This is a genomic window from Emergencia sp. JLR.KK010, assembly GCF_037018265.1.
In the GTDB taxonomy this organism is placed as follows: domain Bacteria; phylum Bacillota; class Clostridia; order Peptostreptococcales; family Anaerovoracaceae; genus Senimuribacter; species Senimuribacter intestinalis.
The window spans coordinates 376567-399003 of the sequence record NZ_CP143550.1 but is presented as its reverse complement, the minus strand read 5'-3'; the positions used below and the strand labels follow the sequence as shown (position 1 = coordinate 399003).

16 protein-coding genes are annotated in these 22437 nt (G+C 45.7%); 9 read left to right on the top strand and 7 right to left on the bottom strand.

Annotated features, from left to right (window positions below; translation table 11 throughout):
- The first annotated feature begins 1 nt into the window (after position 1).
- The 4 genes from V1225_RS01945 to V1225_RS01930 all read left to right on the top strand — a co-directional run bounded on the left by V1225_RS01945 (position 2) and on the right by V1225_RS01930 (position 4743).
- Complete coding sequence (locus V1225_RS01945; protein ID WP_161909473.1) at positions 2-976, top strand: ABC transporter ATP-binding protein; 975 nt, start codon at positions 2-4, stop codon at positions 974-976.
- Between the two features lie 101 nt (positions 977-1077).
- A complete protein-coding gene (locus tag V1225_RS01940; protein WP_160201912.1) occupies positions 1078-2637 on the top strand; it encodes an ABC transporter substrate-binding protein in 1560 nt (519 codons plus the stop codon).
- A gap of 265 nt (positions 2638-2902) precedes the next feature.
- Positions 2903-3928, top strand: coding sequence for a P1 family peptidase (locus V1225_RS01935; RefSeq protein WP_160201911.1), 1026 nt, complete (start codon positions 2903-2905; stop codon positions 3926-3928).
- 14 nt (positions 3929-3942) lie between these two features.
- On the top strand, positions 3943-4743 hold the full coding sequence (locus tag V1225_RS01930) for a M55 family metallopeptidase (RefSeq protein ID WP_251632068.1): 801 nt from the start codon (positions 3943-3945) through the stop codon (positions 4741-4743).
- 497 nt (positions 4744-5240) lie between these two features.
- Here V1225_RS01930 and V1225_RS01925 read toward each other — a convergent pair whose 3' ends face one another.
- A complete protein-coding gene (locus V1225_RS01925; protein WP_160201909.1) occupies positions 5241-6026 on the bottom strand; it encodes a serine hydrolase in 786 nt (261 codons plus the stop codon).
- Positions 6026-7612 (bottom strand): D-aminoacylase, encoded by a 1587-nt coding sequence (locus V1225_RS01920; protein ID WP_338547455.1) that lies wholly within the window; start codon positions 7610-7612, stop codon positions 6026-6028. Before V1225_RS01920 ends, V1225_RS01925 begins: the two co-directional genes overlap by 1 nt.
- Before the next feature lie 344 nt (positions 7613-7956).
- Here V1225_RS01920 and V1225_RS01915 point away from each other — a divergent pair, with 344 nt between their 5' ends.
- From V1225_RS01915 to V1225_RS01905, 3 genes are read left to right on the top strand one after another with little or no spacing between them, the layout of a single operon-like run.
- Entirely contained in the window at positions 7957-10437 is a 2481-nt protein-coding gene (locus V1225_RS01915) for a YfhO family protein (RefSeq protein ID WP_338547453.1), read from the top strand.
- A complete protein-coding gene (locus V1225_RS01910) occupies positions 10434-10832 on the top strand; it encodes a GtrA family protein (RefSeq protein ID WP_338547451.1) in 399 nt (132 codons plus the stop codon). Before V1225_RS01915 ends, V1225_RS01910 begins: the two co-directional genes overlap by 4 nt.
- Positions 10825-11763, top strand: a complete 939-nt coding sequence (locus V1225_RS01905) for a glycosyltransferase family 2 protein (RefSeq protein ID WP_160201905.1) — start codon at positions 10825-10827, stop codon at positions 11761-11763. The genes V1225_RS01910 and V1225_RS01905 overlap by 8 nt, the downstream gene beginning before the upstream one ends.
- 8 nt (positions 11764-11771) lie before the next feature.
- On the opposite strand, the gene V1225_RS01900 is transcribed toward V1225_RS01905, so the two are convergent.
- Complete coding sequence (locus V1225_RS01900; RefSeq protein ID WP_338547448.1) at positions 11772-13766, bottom strand: thioredoxin domain-containing protein; 1995 nt, start codon at positions 13764-13766, stop codon at positions 11772-11774.
- 143 nt (positions 13767-13909) lie between these two features.
- On the bottom strand, positions 13910-15268 hold the full coding sequence (locus V1225_RS01895) for an NCS2 family permease (protein ID WP_251632073.1): 1359 nt from the start codon (positions 15266-15268) through the stop codon (positions 13910-13912).
- Positions 15269-15431: 163 nt separating this feature from the next.
- Between V1225_RS01895 and V1225_RS01890 the strand changes: the two genes are divergently transcribed.
- Positions 15432-16148: a TIGR01906 family membrane protein gene (locus V1225_RS01890; protein ID WP_160201902.1), complete on the top strand. Its 717-nt coding sequence runs from the start codon at positions 15432-15434 to the stop codon at positions 16146-16148.
- Between the two features lie 433 nt (positions 16149-16581).
- On the opposite strand, the gene alr is transcribed toward V1225_RS01890, so the two are convergent.
- The 3 genes from alr to purB form a co-directional block, all read right to left on the bottom strand.
- The gene (gene alr, locus V1225_RS01885; protein ID WP_251616941.1) at positions 16582-17721 is read right to left on the bottom strand and encodes an alanine racemase; all 1140 of its coding nucleotides are present in this window, start codon (positions 17719-17721) and stop codon (positions 16582-16584) included.
- A gap of 125 nt (positions 17722-17846) precedes the next feature.
- On the bottom strand, positions 17847-19136 hold the full coding sequence (locus tag V1225_RS01880; RefSeq protein WP_160201900.1) for an adenylosuccinate synthase: 1290 nt from the start codon (positions 19134-19136) through the stop codon (positions 17847-17849).
- A gap of 60 nt (positions 19137-19196) precedes the next feature.
- Positions 19197-20630, bottom strand: coding sequence for an adenylosuccinate lyase (purB, locus tag V1225_RS01875; RefSeq protein WP_338547446.1), 1434 nt, complete (start codon positions 20628-20630; stop codon positions 19197-19199).
- Positions 20631-21300: 670 nt separating this feature from the next.
- On the opposite strand from purB, the gene V1225_RS01870 reads away from it, so the two are divergent.
- Positions 21301-22431 (top strand): DUF362 domain-containing protein, encoded by a 1131-nt coding sequence (locus V1225_RS01870; protein WP_338547444.1) that lies wholly within the window; start codon positions 21301-21303, stop codon positions 22429-22431.
- Positions 22432-22437: the final 6 nt, after the last annotated feature.

Sequence of the window (22437 nt, the reverse complement as noted above, 5' to 3'; positions counted from 1 at the left end):
GATGGAGAAAGTGATGATTAAACTGGATGGCCTAAAAAAATACTTTTCTATTTCTAAAGGCCTTGTAAAAAAGACAACTACCTACGTAAAGGCAGTAGATGATATTTCCCTGGAAATTGGAGAAGGTGAGATTGTCGGTCTGGTTGGAGAATCCGGCAGCGGAAAAACGACACTGGCGCGTGTAATTTTGAACCTGACTAAGATGACCGGCGGTAACATTACCATCAACGGAATTGACCTTGCAAATGCCAGCAGGGCTGAGATGAAGCAGCTTCGCAGCGAAATTGCTGTCGTGTTCCAGGACCCGGCTTCCAACCTGAATCCGAGACAGACTGTAGAAAGCTCCATCATGCGTCCGATGATTATTCACGGCGTGCCAAAAGCCGAAGCAAAGCAGAAGGCTAAGGAAGTACTGGAAATGGTAAAGATGGACCAGAGATATCTGGACAGCTTCCCACACCAGTTATCCGGCGGTCAGCTGCAGAGAATTGCTATCGCAAGAGCGCTGGCACTGAATCCAAAAGTGATGATTCTCGATGAGCCGACCAGTGCTCTTGACGTATCCGTGCAGGCACAGATTCTCAACCTGTTGCTTGACCTGCAGGAACAGTTGAATCTGACCTATTTGGTAATCACTCACGATTTGAACGTCATCAAGTACATTAGCGATAAAATCGCTGTCATGTATCTGGGACGTCTGGTGGAATTCGGACCAACCCTTGAAATCGCGGAACATGCAAAGCATCCGTACACAAGAGGATTGCTTAACGCAGCGCCGATTCTTGACCCGAATCTTCGTGACAGAAAGAAAGAGGTCATGGGCGGCGATCCGGGCAGCCTGATCAATATCGGAGTCGGCTGCAGATTCTGCGACAGATGTAAATATGCGACTGAGGAATGTAAGACAACGATGCCAAAGGATACGATAATCGCACCGGGACATCAGGTTTCCTGCTTCCATCCGCTTGCTGATTAAGTGGAAATTAAAGATGGTTGTAATATAAATTGCAATATATATTGCCCTCGGTAGAGAAAAAACTAGAGGGTATCCTAACCCAATGAAAAGAGGAGGACAACATGAAAAAGAAATTATTGGTATTGAGCCTGATTGCTGTATTTGTATTCAGCATGACCGCTTGCGGCGGTGGCGATGGCGGAGATGAGGCTTCTGCAAAGACTGAGCTGACCATTATTGACGGTGAATGGTACGGACTGGATACTTACCAGCTGGACAGCACTGCAGGCGGACAGGGACTGAACTCAGCTTCTTTATTCCAGTGGAACGCTGAAACAGGCGATGTAGCTGACAACGTATGCACTAACTGGAAAGTAAGCGAAGATGGAAAGACTGCTACCTTTGATGTACCGGAAGGAATGCTGTATTCCACTGGCGAACAGGTTGAACCGGAAGACGTAATCGCTTCCATCGAACACGGACAGAAAGTCAGCCCTTATAACGATGGTTATGACAACATCGAATCCATGGAATGGGAAGGCAGAACAGTTACACTGCACCTGTCCGAATTCCGTTCCGACATGCTGTATTACTTCTGTGCTGGTTTCGTAATTGTAATCGACAAAGATGAACTGGACAATATGAGTGACGAAGAGCTCATGTGGGGATGCCACCCTTACGGACTGTATGCGCTGGCTGAAGACGGATATGTATCTGGTTCTGAAGTAAATCTTGTAAGAAACGAAGGCTTCAAATGCGCAAATCCGCTGGTAAAAAACCAGGGCGCTGGTAAATTTGAAACGGTAAAGGTAAGATTTAATGTAGAAGAATTTACCCAGACAGAAGATCTGAAGGCTGGAAACGTAGACATTCTGATGTCCGTAGGCAGCGACCAGTATCTGGAACTGCAGGACAATGAAGATATCGAAATGGTTGATACTACATATCCGAACATTGCTTACTTCGAAATGAACACTGACCACGATGTATTCTCCGACATTAACGTTCGTAAAGCATTAGCGTTGGCTATCGACAGAGACGGTTTGGCAGAATCTGTTGACGGACTGATTGCGCCTGCTTATTCCATGATTTACGATACAGTACAGAACTTCAATCAGGATGCAAAAGACTGGTTCCAGAAGAATCTGGCAAACGATCCTGAACAGGCTAAGCAGCTCCTTGAAGAAGCTGGCTGGAAAGAAGGCAAAGACGGCATCCGTGAAAAGGACGGTAAGAAATTAGAGTTCACATGGTATGCTTGGACTGATGCTACCACCATTCCTGAAGCTATGGCTGAACAGCTGAGACAGGTTGGTTTCCAGATGAACATCGAAGCAATTGACTGGAACTACGTATACGAAAACATCAGTGCTGACAAGTATGACGCTGGTATCGAATGGCTGTCCTGGGCAGAACCAATGCTGGTACTGAATGCTTGCCACTATGACAAGAACGCACCAAGCAACACAGACGAATACTTTGATATGGTTAAAAAAGCAGCTCACGAAACTGACGGTGAAGAAAGAACTAAGATGGTTGGTGATATCCAGATGTATCTGTTTGAAAATGTAAACATGATTCCTATGTACGCTGAACTTTCCTTCTCCGCTATGAACAAAGACCTGAAGGGCTTCAACGTATTAGCTGACGGTTCCACTCCGCTCAATGATCTGGCATACTAATCTGTAAAATATAGAGCATTATGCTAATATGAAGTAGTGAATGAGGAGCCGCTATCTGGGCGGCTCCTTTTTTCAGAAAGGATGCTTTCTGAAATGCAGGAACAAGTTGAAACGAGATGAAATAAGATAGAAACACATCATGCAAATGGGTGAATCGCTACTCTGTGTGCTTTTACAAGCTTTTGGGCGATATGTCAATTGGCACAAAAATTGCATTAACTATGGTTTGTAAAAGGACACATAAAATAATAGAGGAGGGCAAAGAATGGGCTTGCCAAAGGATTGCAAAGTAGATTTGCAGAACAAGTTTCCGAAAGGAAAAAGAAACTTGATTAGTGATGTTCCCGGCGTAAAGGTTGGGCATGTCACGCTGAAAGACGACGAAAAATTTATACATACCGGGGTTACAGCAATCCTGCCTCACGAAGGAAACCTGTTTCAGGAGAAGGTTGCTGCCGGTGCATGTGTCATCAACGGATTCGGAAAGAGTGCGGGTCTTGTTCAAATCGAAGAACTGGGCACCATCGAGACACCAATTTTGATGACGAATACCCTCAGCGTGGGCGCTGGATTAAATGGATTAATTCAGTATATGCTGAAAGATAATGAGGATATTGGTGTATCTACGGGAACCGTAAACTGTGTTGTAACGGAGTGTAACGACGGCGAACTGAACGACATTCGCGGCATGCACGTGAAAGAAGAGCATGTGCTGAAAGCTTTGGAAAAGGCTGACGAGGAATTCACCGAAGGCGGTGTCGGCGGCGGTACAGGTATGTGCTGTATGGGGCTGAAAGGCGGAATCGGTTCCGCTTCCAGAATTATCACATGCAACGAAAAAGAATACACTCTTGGCGCAATTGTCATGTCAAACTTTGGTGTACTAGGCAATCTCAGAATTGACGGAAAGCGTATTAAGACGGAGCTTCCAAAGGAAGACAAACCTGAAAAGGGATCTATCATTATTGTACTTGGTACAGATATCCCGCTCAGCGACAGACAGCTGAAACGTATTGCAAAGAGAGCAACTGTCGGTCTTGCCAGAGTCGGTTCTTTCCTTGGAAATGGAAGCGGCGATATCGCCATCGCATTCTCCAATGGAAATAGAATTCCGCATTACAGCAAAGAAGATGTTCTGGAAACTAAGATGTTTCATGACAACGCTATGGATAAACTCTTCGACGCTACTGCAGAGGTAGTAGAAGAAGCTGTTATCAGCTCCATGTACCATGCAGAAACCACAAAGGGAATCAGAAACAAAGTTCTCTACGGACTGCGTGAATTCATCTAGGATGAGGTTATAAGATGAGAAAGATATTTATTAGTGCAGATATTGAAGGAATCACCGGAGTAACTGGCTGGTGTGAAACCCGCTATGGCGGTCAGGGCTATGACGCAGCATGCAGACAGATGAGCCTGGAAACTGCAGCAGCATGCAGGGCAGCTCTTGATGCCGGCTACGAGGTTGTAGTTAAAGACGGTCATGAAGACGGGCTGAACATTGACGCTAACCTGCTGCCAAAGGGAACCCAGCTGATTCGCAGCTGGATGTCGGATCCTTACGCTATGATGGCAGGTCTTGATCAAAGTTACGATGGCGCAATTTATATCGGTTACCATGCAAAAGCGTGGTCCAATGACAGTCCTTTGACCCATACCATTGAAGATTATCTCTTCAACTGGATTAAAGTCAATGGAGAACTTGCCTCGGAGTTTTCCCTCAATGCACTTCTTGCCGATGAAATGAGTGTACCTTCCATTTTCCTTTCTGGAGACAAAGGCATTTGCGATGATGCAAAATCTCTGTATCCATCTATGGAGACTGTGGCTGTAAAGCACGGCACAGGGAATGCGACCTGGAATATTCATCCGGAAGAAGCTATCGCACTGATTGAAGACGGTGTAAAAAAAGCCCTGGCTGCAAAGCATCAGTCGAAGCCACTGGCAAATGAGTATCGTATGGAGATTAACTTCAAGAAACATCAGAAAGCCAGACACGCTTCCTGGTATCCGGGCGCAAAGCAGATTGACTCCAATACTGTGCAAATCACTGCGAAGACACCGACCGACCTTGCCATTGCAAGAATGTTTATGACAGGAGTATAAAGGCAAAGGGTCTAAAAAATAGAAATTACCATTCCAGTAATATACATTTTTCTTAACCTAAAGAACGCTGCAAGACGTGCTATCGCGCCGGTTTGCAGCGTTCCGCTTTTTTGATATTTGGTGGAGCGGCGGTTTGATGGAGTTTACTTTGGAGGTGCTGGGTATTGTGCATATTTTCGAGAAAAGGTTTCAAAATATGCACGAGGCTGTGCATAGATTTCGAAGAAACTCCAAAAATATGTACATTTCACTTGAAAATCGGGAGCCATATTCAGATAATCTGCATATATTTGCTGATTATCACGAAAATATGCATAGTTTGAAAAGGTGATGTGCATATTTTCGAGAAAAGATTTCAAAATATGCACGCAGTTGTACGTATTTTGAAAAGAAATGCTTAAAATATGCACACTCATGTGAATTGCTGCAATGGCAAAGAGCTGCAGTAAATGCAGCTCTTTGTGAATGAAAATGAAAAGATTTTAGTCTTGGTATCGCTATTTTGTTTCGGCGTTGTCAGCCAGCTCAGCTTGCTCGACAAGAGCCTTGGTGGTTCTGCGGATAAAGTCTTCGTACATAGGGACATCGACTTCGTTTGAGGCGAAGCAGACAACAAAAGGCTGTTTTGCATAGACAATGCCTACATCGTGGGCTTTATCTTCTTCGTCGCCGGTTTTGTGCGCCATAGGATAGTCCATAATCAGATGACCGCCCATCTTGTGGTTTATTTGCTGCTGCCTCATGATATCGTCCAGCCAGATGGAAGATTCCTCATTGACTAGAGTCTTATGGTATATCTTTTCCAGGAGAATGCCGATTTCTTCAGGAACAAAGTAGTTGTTGATTCCGCGGGCTTCTCTCTCTAAATCCCACAATTCTCTGTTAAACTGGGTTCCGATTAAGCCAAGTTCCAGAAAAGCTTCTCTAATCTTTGGGACGGTATAGTGACGCAGCAGTGCGTTAGTTGCTGTATTGTCACTAATGGTAATCATCAGTTTTCCCAGCGTTTCCATATCCAAAGTCACCTCACCGGTTATGTGCTGTACTGCACCGCAGCCGGGCACCTTCTGATCCTGATGAATTAGAATTTCTTCTCGAAAGTCTGCTTCCCCACGGGAGCGGAGCAGGAGAATAGCTGCCATTAAAGGGAACTTTATGACACTTGCCGGAAGAAATGGTTCTTTTTCGCGGTAGCCGTAAGTCTCGCCAGTAACTAAATTATGGTAGTAAAATCCAACTTTTCCCTCCATCTGAGAGAGTTCATTTAAGATTTGTTCTTTCATTATAGGGTTTCTCCTCTTTTCAAGATAGCGCCAGCTTTTGCGCCGGTGTGTATGCCGTCTTTCGCTGTCAGCACGCCGTTTACGTAGACACGGCGAATGCCTTTGCATGGCTGTTTAGGATTATTAAAGGACGGAGTGTCTTCAATTTCATCAAAGTCAAAGAGGACTAAGTCCGCCTGCATGCCTTCCTTGATTAGACCTCTGTTGTTAATGCCCAGACGGTTTGCAGGAAGTCCGGTCATTTTGAAAATGGCTGTTTCCAGCGGGAAGAGCTTGCGCTCTCTGCAGTATTTGGAGATTACGCGAGGGAATGTACCAAACCAGCGAGGATGCGGTTGTCCCGGATAATCCATGGAAGCAGCTTCACCGTCGGAGCCAATCATCACATATGGCTGTGGCATGATGTATTCGATATCTTCTTCGCACATGCCGTAGTTGACTTCGTTGACACGACCACGCTCTTCTAAAATCAAATCAAAGCATGCGTCTTCCGGATCAACGCCACGAATTTCTGCAATTTCTTCTATATTTTTACCTACCACCCAAGCGTTTTTTTCGCTGGCAACGTAGGAGACGCAGATGTCTCCCCATCTGCCCAGGTGGCTTTGTCTGGCTTCTTCTTTTAGTTTTGCTCTAGTCTCTGGGTTCCGAAGTCGTTCAAAGAGGGCTTCCATGCCGCCGTCAAATGCCCATAAGGACACATTACTGTCCAAAGTAGTGGCAGAAGCATTGTATGGATATTGATCCACTTTTACGTCAAGACCTTCGCGTCTAGCTCTGTCAATCATGGCAATAGTAGTTTTGCAGCTGACCTGCCAGCCGGATTTGCGGGTGCATTTGTGGTGAGATACCTGCAGCGGTGCGCCGGAGCGTTTTGCGATTTCCAGCGCTTCGGAAAGCGCTTCCACCAGATAGTCACCTTCGTCTCTCATATGGGTTGCGTAGAAAGAACCGAAAGGAACTAGTTCTTCTGACAAAGCTGCCAGCTCGTCTGCGTCTGCATAGCAACCCGGCGGATAAATCAGTCCGCTGGACATAAAGTATGCACCGTCTTCTAAAGCTTTGCGAAGGAGTCCGCGCATTTGTGCAAGCTCTTCGCTGGTCGGTTTGCGTGCATCGAATCCCATAGCCGCCAGTCTGATGGTGCCGTGTCCGACAGCGGTTCCAAAGTTAACGCTCAGCTTATGCTCCTTCAAAGTATCTAAATATTCTCCAACGGTTTCCCAGTTGTATGTTAAATCACCAACATAATCTTTTAACTGTTTTTTTCTTTCAGGGTCAGCGCTGACCGGTGCTACGGACATGCCGCAGTTGCCGCCGATTTCTGTGGTAACACCCTGCAGAATTCTGCTTTCGGCAAGCGGATATTCCAGCAGTGAGACATCGCTGTGAGAATGGAGGTCGATAAAGCCCGGAGAAAGGTATAAACCCTCTCCGTCCACGACTTCCTTTGCGGTGTTTTCTTCTTCTGCACTGAACGTGCCGATTTTATCAATACGTCCGTCTTTGAGGGCAACGCTGCTAAGATACCACGGAGCCGAAGTACCATCAATAATGCGGACGTTTTTTATAATGCAGTCAACCATAGTCAGGGTTCCTTTCTTTCTATATCGAAAATATAATGCAAGAATAGTGCCAGAATTTGCAGCGCAGAGAAGTGGGAAAATAGCGGAGGAGAGCGGCTGAGGGGAAAAAATAATGGGAAGAAATGCGTAATAATGGGTTTTAATATGATTGTTGGGATTTTCTGATTTGTTGTTTAAACTAACTTCAACTTGACAAAAATATATTGGGGGGGGGGTATCATATTTAGGGGAAATCTCCCTAAAGATGTTAAGATTTTTTTAAGAAAAGTATAAGATTTCTTTTCGGGTTTATTTAAGAACTGTACCTTATGATAGAGATGTAAACAAACAAAGGAAGGGTAAAGATGGAGACATTAGAGAACTGTAGGGAATGGGAAAAGAGAATAGGACAGGCAGGGGCGGAAATACTTCCGTATCTTTTACTGACGGGACTTACATTTCTGCTTCTCTATTTGCCTGTCGAACAGGGAGCAATCTTTGGATCAGAAGGGGATTGGTACAGTCAACATGTAGGAGCTGCGGAGGCGCTGAGGCAGACCATGCTTTCAGCAGGGGGGATTTTCCCGCAGTTTGTCGGACTCGGCGGAGGGATTAACGCATACGATTTAGCTTACTACGGACTGCTCAGACCGGACGTGCTTTTGTCCTGTCTGCTGCCAAACGTTGAGATGAAAGAGATTATTTCCGTCTACGCGGCGGTAGGAGCAGTGGCAAGTGTTAATATCACTTATCTCTGGCTAAAGGGGAAAAATTTTACCGTTCGCCTAGCAGCTACAGGAGCAATCTTAATGGCAGCAGCCACATGCTTCTTCCATGCACATCACCAGATTATGTTCATCAATTATATGCCATTTTTGGTGCTGGCGCTGCTGGGAATCGACCGGATTTTAGCGGGAAAAAATGGTTTGCTTTTGACAATCGCCTTGTTTTTCATCTGCATACATAGTTTTTACTATGCGCCGACCTGTATGGTGGTATGTTTTCTATATTATTTACATCAGCTTGTAAATTCGGGAAATACTACGAAAGAGGCATTGAAAATGACAGGGAAAACTGCATTTGCAGTCACTCTCGCTATCTGCCTTGCTGCGGTGCTTCTGATTCCAACCGGACTTGCCATTTTATCGACGGAAAAAGATGCTGGAAGTTTTGCGCAGGAGTCCATCGAAACTATCAACTTATCTTTCAGCGGACTTTTGTACCAGCCTTACAGCTGCGGCATGACCTTGATTTCTTTGTATCTGCTGCTATTGTCTCTATGGGATAAGAAAAAACGCTGGCTGACGGCAGTGGTGCTTCTGATTCTTATGGTGCCAGCTGTTTGGTACGTACTGAGCGGATTTCTCTATGCTAGAGAAAAGATTCTGATTCCGCTGGTTCCGTTGATTGTCTGGATCTGCACAGATACGCTGGCAAGGATATTAGAGGGCAAGCAGAAAGCGCTGATGTTGCCGGCGCTGCTTTGTGCCGTACCAATTGTGCTAAGAAAAGAAGACGCGTGGGCGCTGCTAATCTTGATAGATGGACTTGTGGTATTGGCATGGGTGCTCGTTCAGAGAATGGGGAAAATTCCCCAAAGAACAAAGCATGTGCTGACGGCATGTCTGCTGTTGCTTCCTCTCTGTGCCAACTTTGGGGTAAACAAAGAGTTAGAGCACTGGCTGCAGAAAGATGATATGCGACAAAGCTGGTTTTCTTTCGGAGATATTACCATGTTTGCTTCAGAGCCGCTATACCGTTTTGACTATCTCAGCAATAACTACGTCAACAGTAACGTGCTGCCGGACGGTGGTCTGAACAAGACAGCCATGTATTCTTCGGTGACAAACAGCACCTATGGGAAATTTTATTATGATACGATGGGAAATCCAATCAGCATACGAAATCGGGTAGTTCTCATGCCAAATCAGAACAGCCTATTCAATTACTTCATGGGAGTAAGGTATGTTTTGACCGGAGAACAACAGGTGCCTTACGGCTATGAACCGATTTTCAGGCGAAACGGTTACGTTCTTGCAGAAAATCCCGATGTGCTGCCTATGTGTTACGGCACCGACAAAGTGCTTTTACAGGAGAAAGCAGAGCGTGGGGGAATTAGTGAATTTCCAAAGACTTTGGCACAGCTTTGCGGTGTGAGTGCAGAAGCGCAAAATCCAGAGGAACTTTTTGAAGAAGCATTTCCAACGGTTTACGATGAGAGTGTGCAAGGAAAACACACTTTGCATTTAAAGGAAACTTTAAAGGACAAGGTCCTTGCCATATCTTTTCACATAGATAGAAAGGATGACAGGCAGGTGCTGATTAATATCAATGGGATGGTAAACAATTTATCCTCCTGGTATGCGCCGTATCCTAATGAAAACTACGACTTCACTTATGTACTGTCGGATTCTGCAGGACTTTCGGAGCTGGAAATTGCGATGAGCAGGGGCCGCTACAATATCGAGGATATCAAAGTCTACACTTTGGATATTCCGACAGCAGAAGCGCAGGACATTGCGGTGCCGACTCTCGCAGAGGATTTTCAGGCAAACGGCAGCGATATATTTCAGGGAATCGTAACGATGAAGCAAGATGGCTATTTTGTTACATCTTATCCATATAAGAAGGGCTTTCAGATTTTGGTGGACGGGAAAGCGCAAAAGGCTGAAAAGGTCAATACCGCTTTCGTGGGATTTCCACTGGAGAAAGGAAAGCACAGCATTCAAATCAGTTATAAAGCGCCGGGGTTTGCAGCAGGAGCAGCACTCAGCGCAGCGGCGATGGCAATGCTGCTGTTATCACAAATTATAGTATTTCTAAGGAAAAGGAAAAGAGAGAAATGAAGAGATTGCAGGAATCACAAATTGTTCGTTACATTATGACGGGCGGCATGACAACAGGGGTTAACTATATCATTTACATCGGACTAATGGCACTTTCTGTCAACTATTTAACAGCAAACACGCTTGCATGGCTAGGCGCAGTAACTTTCGCCTACTTCGCCAACAGGAAAGTGGTCTTCCACTCCAAAGGAGATAAAAAACAGGAGTTTCTTCAGTTCTTTTCGCTTCGGGCGGCAACTTTGGTCATTGAGAATTTACTGCTGCTGCTTCTGGTAGACTGCATTGGCGCAGGAAGCTTTGTGTCAAAGGTTCTCGTCAGCGTTATCACAGTGGTACTTAATTACTTTGCTTGCAAGTACAGTATTTTTAAACAAAGGGGTGTTTCACATGAATAAGAGAGATTTAATCAGTGTTATTGTGCCTTGCTATAATGAAGAGGAGTCTTTACCTTTATTTTACATTGAAACTGGGAAAGTACTGCGTCAGATGACGGAGGTGGACTATGAGATTATCTTTGTAGATGACGGCAGCAGTGATAAAACCAGAACTATTATGAAAAATTTGGCAGAAAAAGATGAAAAGGTCCGCTATGTAGTTTTTTCCAGAAATTTTGGGAAGGAAGCTGCGATGTACGCCGGGCTCAAAGAAGCCAGAGGGGATTATAGCGTGATTATGGATGCAGATCTGCAGCATCCACCAGCGTTGCTGCCTGAGATGTACAAGGTTGTCAGCTGCGAGGACTATGACTGCTGCGGCGGGCTCCGCCTGAGCCGCGAAGGGGATGGTTTTCTGCGCAGTCTGTTTTCTAAAGCCTTTTACAAAATCAGCAAAGGGCTCACCCACATGGATATGACCGACGGGCACGGCGATTTTCGTATGATGAACCGCACGGTGGTTAATGCCATTTTGGAAATGAAAGAATATAACAGGTATATGAAGGGACTTTTTTCCTTTGTGGGATTTGATACCAAGTGGATTGAGTACGAGGGTGTGGAGCGTGCAATGGGATGTACCAAGTGGAGCTTTAAGAGTTTGTTTGCTTATGCATTTGAGGGAATACTTTCCTTTTCAACGGCACCGCTGAAAGCGGCAGGTCTAATGGGAATTTTCCTCTTTCTCGCCGGTATGGTGTTCATGGGATGCAACCTGATACAGAGTATCTGGGTTCCGGGGGCGGTGAGCAGTCTGGACGTGATACTCTTTGTGGTACTGCTTCTGGGCAGCCTGCAAATGTTGTTCATCTATATTTTGGGCGCCTACCTGTCTAAGGATTACCTAGAAAACAAGAGACGCCCCATCTACATCGTAAAGGAAAAAAGCTGCTGATGCAGTAATTACAAGGATTCCAGCGCATCCAGACTGTGGACAGGGCTATAGCATACATGGTTTCGGCAGAGGTAAAAGTCGCTGCCTTCTTCCGGAATCTCATAATTTTTCAGATAAGGAGATACTTTATGCAGTGTCTCCTCTGTTTTTCTTGTTTTCAGCACTACGTCCATCTGAAGATCCCAAAGTCGGCACAGCGTGTCTGTGGATAGGTTTTCTGCGTCAGGCATAGTGCAGATGAGTTTGCCCTCTTCAAAAAGATCCTGGCTGACACTCCAAAGGTAAAAACTATTACCAAAGGGATAATCACTGCAGGCTCTGTCCATGAAAGCAGACTGCTTGTCAGCAATGTCCTCCCAAAAGCTTTCACCGGTAAGAAATGCCAGTTTTTTTGTAATATGAGCAGCGACGGCATTGCCGGAAGGCATAGCCCCATCATAAGTTTCCTTAGGGCGCAGAAAAAGTGCCTCACTGTCGGCAGCATAAAGGTAAAAGCCGCCCTCTTTAGAGTCGAAAAACAGTTTTATCATGGTGCTGCCAATCCGGTCTGCGCGTTCCAAAAAGATAGGATTGAAGGTCGTGCTGTAACATTCCAAAAGTCCCCAGATGTAGCAAGCATAATCGTCCAGCGTTCCTGCAAAGGCATAGTGACCCTGCCGCCATCTGGCAAAAAGTTTTCCCTCATCTTGGAGATGTTTCCAGATAAACTCCGCCGCGGAAAGAGCAGCTTCCAGATAATCAGCATTTTTCAGCTGTCTTGCAGCTTTTGCAAAGGCGGCGATAGCAATTCCATTCCAGCTGGTGAGAACTTTGTCGTCCTTATGGAGTTTGGTGCGTTCTAACCGGTAGTCGTATAAAATTCGCAGCACGTCTTCGTCGGGCAGAAGACCGTGGTCTTTGGTACTCAGAAGATTGGGGATATTTTTCCCCATAAAATTGCCTTGTGGTGTGATGTCGTATTGAGAACAGAAGGCTGCCGCAGGTTCCAGATGAAGAACACTGCGAATTTCCTCCGGTGTAAAGAGGTAATAGGTGCCCTCTTCACCGTCGCTGTCGGCATCTTGTCCACAGTAAAAGCCGCCTTCTGGATCTTTCAGTTCTCGCAGCATGTAGGAGGCGGTTTTATTTGCTACAGTCAGATAAAGGGGAGATTTTGTCTCATAGTAACATTGGCTGTACGCCATGAGCAACAGGGCATTGTCATAGAGCATTTTTTCAAAATGGGGAATAAGCCACTTATCGTCGGTTGCGTATCGGCAGAAGCCGCCGCCAATGTGGTCAAAAATGCCGCCCAGATACATTTGGGTTAGGGTCTTTTCTGCCATAGCCAGGTATTTGTCACCTTTTTTACTTTTCTGCGCCATGAGAAACAGTAGGTTGTGCGCTGCGGGGAATTTAGGACTGCTGCCAAAGCCGCCATACTTTCTATCGAAGTTTTTTACGAAATATGACAGGGCTTCTGCAATAGAATTTTCTGGATTCTGTTTTGTCTGCGGTGCAGCTGCTTCCTGCTTTTGAAGAAAGGCAACTATTTGACTGCCCTGAGTAAGGAGGGAGTCTCTGTCCTCGGTCCATTTTTGAGAGACTGCGGAGAGCAGTTCTAAAAGACCGATTTGACCGCATTTGGTATGTTTTGGAAAATAGGTTCCGGCGAAGAAAGGTGTTCTTTCAGGCGTCATGAAGATAGTAAGCGGCCAGCCGCCGGAACCGGTCATAGCCTGAGCAGCGCGCATGTAGACGCTGTCGATATCGGGGCGCTCTTCACGATCCACCTTGATGGAGATAAAATGATCGTTTAAGAAAGCGGCAACCTCTTCATCCTCAAAGGATTCGTGTGCCATGACATGGCACCAGTGGCAGGTGGAGTAGCCGATACTTAAGAATATGGGAAGGTCCTTTTCTGCAGCGAGGTCAAAGGCCTCTTCACACCAGGGATACCAGTTTACCGGATTTTCAGCATGCTGAAGAAGGTAAGGAGATTTTTCGTGTTTCAGATGATTCATAATAAAAACGTCCTTTCAAAGCTTTTTATATTCCTTAGTATGACCGATTTAGGGAAATTTAGACAGGAGAATAAAGTGGAGGCTGGTTAAATGAAGACAAAAAAAGAGGCAATCAACAAGACTGCCTCTTAGTTCTTTATTAATTAGCGAATCAGTGTATAAATTCTGATTGCGAAAAGTAATGCGGATATCCACATAACCCAAGGAATATCTTTTACTTTTTTGGTGAGGACCTTCAGAATAACCCATGCCAGAATGCCGAACATGATTCCGTTGGCAATGGAGTAAGTGAATGGCATGAGTACCAGGGCGAGGAACCCGCCGACCACGTCTGCAATGTCACCGTCAAAGTGCATATTTTTCACAGCGCCAATCATCAAAAGCCCAACCCAGATGAGAGCAGGTGCTGTTGCAAATCCCGGAATTGCAAGGAAAATTGGGGAGAAGAATAGTGCAGCAATAAAGAGAACAGCAGTGGTTACTGCAGTCAGACCGGTTCTGCCGCCGTTAGCAACACCGGCACTGGATTCTACATAGCTTGTAACAGTGGAAGTGCCCAGACATGCGCCGACGATAGTACCGCAGGCATCCGCCATGAGAGCGCCTTTTACCTTAGGCAGATTTCCCTTTTCGTCCAGCAGATTGCCTTTGGAAGCAACGCCGATTAAAGTGCCGACAGTGTCAAACAGGTCAACGTAAAGGAAAGAGAATACGATGACAAGGAACTGCACCATGTTTTCGCCAATCCATGCAAAGTCAAAAGAGAAGAATGCAGGGGCAGCTGGGATAAAGCTTGCACCGGAAAAATCAGGGAACAAGGAATACACGCCAGCTTCAACATCAACTGCATACCAGCCGATTGCTTCTGCAATCATACCCAAAATCCAAGTAGCCAGAATGCCGATGAGGATATAGCCTTTAACGTTGAAGTGGAACAAAACTGCGGTCAGAATCAGACCAACAAGTGCAAGTACCACTTGCGGCGTTGCAAAGGAACCCAGGTTTACCAGAGTGGAAGCATCGCCGATGACGATTCCTGCACCTTTGAAACCGATTAAACCGATAAAAAGTCCAATACCGGCAGTAATGCCGTATTTCAGATTAGCAGGCACGTCGTTTACCAGCTTTTCTCTGAAATTGCACAGAGACAGCAGAATGAAGGCAAGACCTTCCACAAGAACCGCAGCCAGTGCGATTTTCCAAGGGTCGTTGATGCCTTTTGAAGCAAGGTCACCGCAAACGGTGAATGCAAAGTATGCGTTCAGTCCCATGCCGGAAGCAAGGGCGATAGGGTAGTTGGCAAAAAATGCCATGAACAGAGTTGCAATAGCAGCGGAAACAGCTGTTGCAGTGAAAACGCCTGCGCTGTCCATGCCGGCTACTGCGAGCATGCCCGGGTTTACTGCAAGAATGTAAACCATTGAGAGGAACGTAGTGGCGCCGGCGATAACTTCGGTTTTCACATCAGTGCCGTGTTCCTGTAGCTTGAATAATTTCTCCATAGTAGTACGTTTCTCCTTTGTCTTAAAAAATAAAAATAGATATGTCCATTATATATGCTAGAGGGCGCAATGTCCAAGAAAAAATTTGAATTTGGGCAGATTTTGGATAGTTTTGTCGAAATTGGTGCTTGAGTTTGTCTGTGTTCGGCAGTATGATAAAAGCATGAGAATATTAGAGTATATTGTGGGATTTGTCATGAGCCTTGCACTGGTACTGATACTATTGATTACTGCAGTGGAGGCGGTCGTTTATTGGAGTCCCGACTATTTTAAAAGTGAATACGAAAAATATGATGTGACAACGAGTGTGGAGATGGAAATGGATGATTTGCTTCATGTCACTGATGAAATGATGGCATATTTGCGTGGGGACAGGGAAGAACTGCAGGTGCCGACGATGGTTGCCGGGCAGTCCCGCGGATTTTTCAGCGCCAGGGAAATTGCGCATATGGCAGATGTGAAAGAATTGTTTTTTGGTGGTATGATGATAAGACGGTGGGCGATTGTAGTCTTTGTTGTGTGCTTTGGCTGGCTGTTTTTGCGAAAACGGCTTTTGCTGACTCCTAAGTTTTTACTTTGGGGGATTTTGGGCGTGCTTGTGGTCTGTGCTGTCTCCGGCTTGATTGTGGCGACGGATTTTCACAAATACTTTGTCATCTTCCATCATATCTTCTTCGACAACGACCTGTGGCTTTTAGATCCAAAGACGGATTTGCTCATTCGCATTGTACCGCAGCCTTTCTTTGTGGATACAACGCTGCGGATTGTGCTGACTTTTGGCGGATGGCTGGTGGCGGTGCTTATGATTTGCAGCTTTTTCGTGTGGCGGCAGCGTGTGATGCAGCGTCAGTCCCATGACACAAGACGGACTGCGGCGTGAGCAGGACATTTGCCGATTGGACCAGTGTTATAATTCTTTAGTTTTTAGATTTTTGACCGCAAAGCCTTGTTTTGGGCAGATGGCGGTCAGAGTTAAAATTTTTGTTTTTGAGGATTTGACCGTACTGATGCGTTTTATATGAAATGCGGTCAAAATTGGGAGCTCAATGATATTTGCAATTGCAGGGATATGTAAAATAATGGGAGATTCGTTGAATTTGCCTGTAAATATAATACTAAAAATTGGAAATTCGTGTGGATTTGAGGGAGTTTAAGGGGATAGGCAGCATGTTGTTAGCAGAGGAAATGGATTTTATGACCGCAAGTTGGATGATTTGAGCAAATGCGGTCATTTTTGTAAAACAAGAATTAAAAAAATGACCGCAATGTCTTAGAATTGGCATGTTGCGGTCATTTTTGCAAAAACACGAAGTTTATCGAACGTAAACTTTTGGAAGTCTCTGGCCGAAAGCGCAGCAGATTTCGTAATTGATGGTGCCAGTTGCGTCTGCAATGTCGTCGGCAAGGATTGTGTTTACGCCGTCTGTACCCATGATGATGACTTCGTCTCCAACTTTTACGTTTGGAACGTTTGATACATCAATCATGCACTGGTCCATGCAGATATTTCCGGCAATCGGGCAAACTACACCGTTTACGATGACTTTTGCCTGTGCGGAGTACGGACGAGGATAGCCGTCTGCGTAACCCAGGGCAATGGTAGCAATTTTAGATGGTTTACTGGAAATGTATTTTCTGCCGTAGCCCACAGAAAAGTTTTCCGGCACGTCTTTCAGGTGGACGATGTTAGCCTTGACGGACATAACCGGTTTCAGCGCCAGCTGGTTTTTATCTACTTCATGGGAAGGATAGCAGCCGTAAAGGATAATGCCTGGACGCACTGCATCAAAGTGAATGCTCGGCAGTTCCATGATGGAAGCGCTGTTTGCAAGGGTTCTCATCGGCACGTCAACGCCTGCTGCAACCAGTGCTTCGTAAAAACGATTGTATTTTTCTTCCTGCTGGTGGGAGTAGGTCTTGTCGTATGCGTCAGCGGTGGACATGTGGGAAAACAGACCTTTGATTTTGAAACCTGCCAGCATAGCGATTTTCTTAATATCAAAAATTGCGTTATCAATGTCATCTGCAAGATAACCGATTCTGCCCATGCCGGTATCAACAGCGATTAGACCGGAAACAGTTTTGCCTGCTTTGAGAGCGGCGTCGCTGATGGCTTTAGCATTGGAAGCGCTGCAGACCACCGGTGTGATGTCGTATTCTACGATGGTGTCTGCATACATGTCCGGCGTCAGTCCCAGCATGATGATTTCTTCTGTTGCGCCAGCTTGGCGAAGCACGATGGCTTCCTGCAGTGTGGCGATGGCAAAGGTTTTTACGCCGTTGGCACGCAGCACGTTTGCGCACATTACTGCACCGTGGCCGTAAGCGTCAGCTTTGATGACGCCAATCATCTCTTTATCTGCGCCGACTTTTGCTCTGATATTTTTAATGTTGTAATCTAAATTGGTTAAATTGATTTCAGCCCATGCGGGTCTGATTGCGTCCTTATACATAATCTCAAAATCCTTTCTTCGTAATAGGAACTGTGTTTTTAGAAAGGGAAAGGCACTGCCTGTTTCCCCTTTCTACGATTGTCGTATTTGTTAAGCCTGGTGCCAAAGATTGCAGCAAAACCAAATTACAGCTGCGGGGTTCTGTGAATGATATCGTCTCTGCCAGGCCCATTCGATACTAGTGTAATTGGGAATCCAATCTGACGTTCGATTTCGTTGACATATTCCTGGCAGGCTTTCGGCAGATCTTCCCAATTGCGAATGCCGCTTACATCGCTTTTCCAGCCAGGCATTGTTTTCAGTACCGGTTTGGCGGTTTCCAGATAAGTGGTATTCGGGAAATCCTGATGGATTTCTCCATCGATTTCGTAGCCGACACAGATTGGAATTTCATCCAAATATCCGAGCGGATCGATAACGGTTAAGGCAACTTCTGTAGTTCCCTGCATTCTGCATCCATATCTGGTAGCAACCGCATCGAACCAACCAACCCTGCGCGGGCGCCCGGTGGTGGCGCCGAATTCGCCGCCGTCGCCGCCGCGGCGGCGAAGTTCGTCAGCTTCTTCTCCGAAGATTTCGCTGACGAAGGCGCCCGCGCCAACTGCGGATGAGTAAGCTTTTACGACGGTGGTAACTTCTTTGATTTCATATGGCGGGATACCTGCGCCTACAGCGCCGAATGCCGCCAACGTAGAGGATGAAGTAACCATTGGATAAATGCCGTGGTCTGTATCTTTCAGCGCACCCAGCTGTCCTTCCAGAAGGATGTTTTTTCCTTCGGAAATAGCCTGGTGAAGGAAAGCGGAAGTGTTGGCAACATATGGTTTTATCATCTCTTTATATTGCTTCATGGTTTCCATGAGATCGTCAACTTTGAGTGCAGGTTTGCCGTACAAATTGACAATCATCACATTCTTTAATGTGCAGACGTTTTCCAGTTTCTCACGAAGTTTATCCTCCGGCATGAAGAGCTCGTTCACCTGGAAGCCGATTTTGGCGTATTTGTCGGAGTAACAAGGTGCGATACCGCTTTTTGTGGAGCCGAAGGATTTTCCGCCAAGGCGTTCTTCCTCGTATTCGTCCAGCAAGATGTGATACGGCATGACGATGTGGGCGCGATCTGAAACCAGAACTTTTGGCGCAGGGACGTCCCGGTCTGTCAAGGATTTGATTTCCTCAATCAGCTTCGGAATGTTCAGTGCTACGCCGTTGCCCAGAATGCTGGTGGTGTGTCCGTAAAAGACGCCCGATGGCAACATGTGCAGGGCGAACTTACCGTAATTGTTTTTGATGGTGTGTCCTGCGTTGCTTCCACCCTGAAATCTGACGATGATGTCGCAGTTTTCAGCCAGTGTGTCTGTGATTTTACCTTTTCCCTCGTCGCCCCAATTGGCGCCGACAATTGCTTTGATCATAGTGTAACCTCCTATTCGTTCACGTTTAGACGGGTTTTGCCTTACAGATGCGCTCCCCGATTAAACGTTAATTTCAGCAGTGAGACCAAGCAGCGCCTCATTTGCTGATAGAATAGGCTTTATGACCCCGCTGAGAAACTCTGTTGTCTGCTGTGGGGCTCTGCCCACATAGTTTTCCGGTTTCAAAGCCTTCTGTAAAGCCTCTTTTGTTATATGAAAGGCTGGGTCTGCCGCAATACGATCTAAAAGATCATTTGGCTTACCCTGCTCTTTGACAACTTTGCCCGCTTCCATGGAATGTACGCGGATTCGCTCGTGCAGTTCCTGACGGTCTCCGCCGGCTTTTACGGCATCCATCATAATGTTCTCTGTAGCCATAAAAGGAAGTTCTGCCATCAAGTGCGCTTCGATGACTTTCGGATAGACCACAAGACCGTTGGAAACGTTGATATATAATTCTAGGATTCCGTCCACTGCAAGAAATGCTTCGCTGACGGAAATTCTCTTGTTTGCTGAATCGTCCAGAGTTCTTTCAAACCACTGGGTTGCAGCTGTCAGCTGCGGGTTCATGGCATCACTCATGACGTAGTTGGCAAGGGCTGCCATACGCTCTGAACGCATAGGGTTTCTCTTGTATGCCATGGCAGAGGAGCCAATCTGGTGCTTTTCAAAAGGCTCTTCGACTTCTTTCATGTGCTGCAGCAGACGAATGTCGTTGGAAAATTTGTGTGCGGATTGGGCAATACCTGCCAGCACGTTCAGCACTCTGCTGTCAATTTTTCTGGAATAGGTTTGCCCGGAAACCGGGTAACAGCCGGGAAATCCCATTTTGTCAGCAATTTTCTGGTCTAAGGCTTTGCATTTTTCGTGGTCGCCTTCGAAGAGTTCCATAAAGGAAGCCTGACTTCCGGTAGTTCCTTTGGAACCGAGCAGTTTGAGGCTGTCCAGAACGTATTCCAGATCCTGCAGGTCCATGACCAGATCATTGAGCCAAAGGGTTGTGCGCTTGCCGACAGTGGTAGGCTGCGCTGCCTGATAATGGGTATATGCCAGCGTTGGAAGGTCTTTGTAGGTGTCTGCAAATTTAGCTAAAGAAGCGATGGTGTTGATGATTTTCTTTTTTACCAGCGTTAAAGCTTCGCGCATGATAATCAGGTCTGTGTTATCGCCAACATAGCAGCTGGTTGCGCCAAGGTGAATGATTCCCTTTGCATCCGGGCACTGCTGACCATAAGCGTACACGTGGCTCATGACATCATGTCTGACTTCTTTTTCTCTCGCCTTTGCGACATCGTAGTTGATGTCCTCGGCGTGAGCCTTTAATTGGTCGATCTGCTCCTGCGTGATGGCAAGCCCCAGTTCTTTCTCAGCTTCTGCCAGTGCAATCCAAAGTTTTCTCCAGGTGCGGAATTTCATGTCCGGCGAAAAAAGATACTGCATTTCCTTACTCGGGTATCTTTCTGAAAGCGGACTGGTGTAATTGTTTGTTGACATACGAAAACCTCCCTACGTAATCTATAAAAATAACATATTATTATAGCATTTTACACGGGGAATTTCAAGAGCGGGACTATCGTATTTTTGCAATCATGAAGGATTAACTTAAAACGGTTGTTTTTGGAAAAAGTGTATAAGAAAAAGGCTGAATCTTAACCGAGAATTAGAAAATGTTAAAATAATGTATAAAAGTAATCGGTCAGATTCTCATTATAGTTATGGAAGGCTCATCTATTACTGTTCTCCACCCTAAAAACTTGCGTTTTATGCAAGTTTTGCGTGAAATTGTTTGAATGATTACAAAAAATGCAAGATATGAGAAAGGTCAAGATGAATTATTTATACACTTTTTTTAGAAAATCGCAATATAGGTTGAATCTCTTTACTTTCATAGGTCGTTCGCATATAATTTCTGACAATAAGCGTCAGTTCTTTAAGGTAAACATAATTGGTCTGATTGGTTCCTTGACCAGTGCAATTACATCATTTTTCTTAAAAGCGCTTACATCAGATGCGTGCAAATCAGAAAAGGTTGAGATGGTGCTGACCTTGTATGAGACGCTATCAGATAGAGAAAAGGAGCTTTTTCGAAATAGAATAAGCTAGTGTTGACCAATCCTGCCAGATAACATATAATCAAGGTATATTAATTCAAGGAGGATGAAAGATGAGTTCAAAGGTTTATTTTACAGACATGCATGTAGGCATGGGCGATAGTTTGCTGGACAAGTTTGAACGTTTAATCACAAAAGCAGGCATCGATCAGATTGACTTTCAGGATAAATTCGTAGCAGTGAAACTCCACTTCGGTGAGTTTGGAAATATGGCATTTCTGCGTCAGCAGTATGCTAAGGTACTTTGTGACCATATCAAGGCGAAGGGCGGCAAGCCGTTCCTGACAGACTGCAATACCTTGTATGTGGGCTATCGCAACAATGCACTGAATCATTTGGATGCAGCATATATGAACGGCTATAACCCACTGGCAACAGGTGTACATACCATTATTGCCGACGGTCTGCGAGGAACTGATGAACGTGAAATTCCGGTAGAGGGCGGCGAATATGTAAAAACCGCAAAGATTGGTGCTGCCATTGCAGAAGCAGATGTAATCATTTCTTTAACCCATTTTAAAGGGCACGTTGGTGCTGGATTTGGCGGCGCTATCAAAAATATCGGCATGGGAGCCGGTTCAAAGAAAGGCAAGATGGAAATGCACAGCAGCGGCACTCCGATGATTAACACAGGGGATTGTATCGGGTGCAGCATGTGCGTGAAGAACTGTGCCAACGATGGTGTCCATGTGATCGATGGAAAAGCAGTGATTGATGAAGACAAATGTCTTGGATGCGGCTACTGCATCGCTTACTGTCCAAAGGGCGCTATCGCAACGAAGTGGGATGAGGCAAAGCCGGTGATGAATAGAAAAATTGCGGAATACACTAAAGCAACGTTAGCCGGAAAAGAGGCATTCCACATCAATATGCTGATGAATGTATCTCCTGACTGCGACTGCGAGGGCGGAAATGATGTTGCGGTAATTCCTGATGTAGGCATGTTCGCTTCCTTTGATCCCATTGCCATCGACCAGGCTTGTGTGGATGCAGCCAACAAGCAGCCAGTGATTGCTGGCAGTGCGGCTGATAAGTGTGCCTGTCATGATCATGGATGTGGCCACGCACATGGTCACGACGTGTTCAAAATCATGCACCCTGATACTGACTGGGAAGCGGGACTGATTCACGGTGAAAAGCTAGGCATCGGCACCAGAGAATATGAACTGATAGACGTAAAATAATTTTTA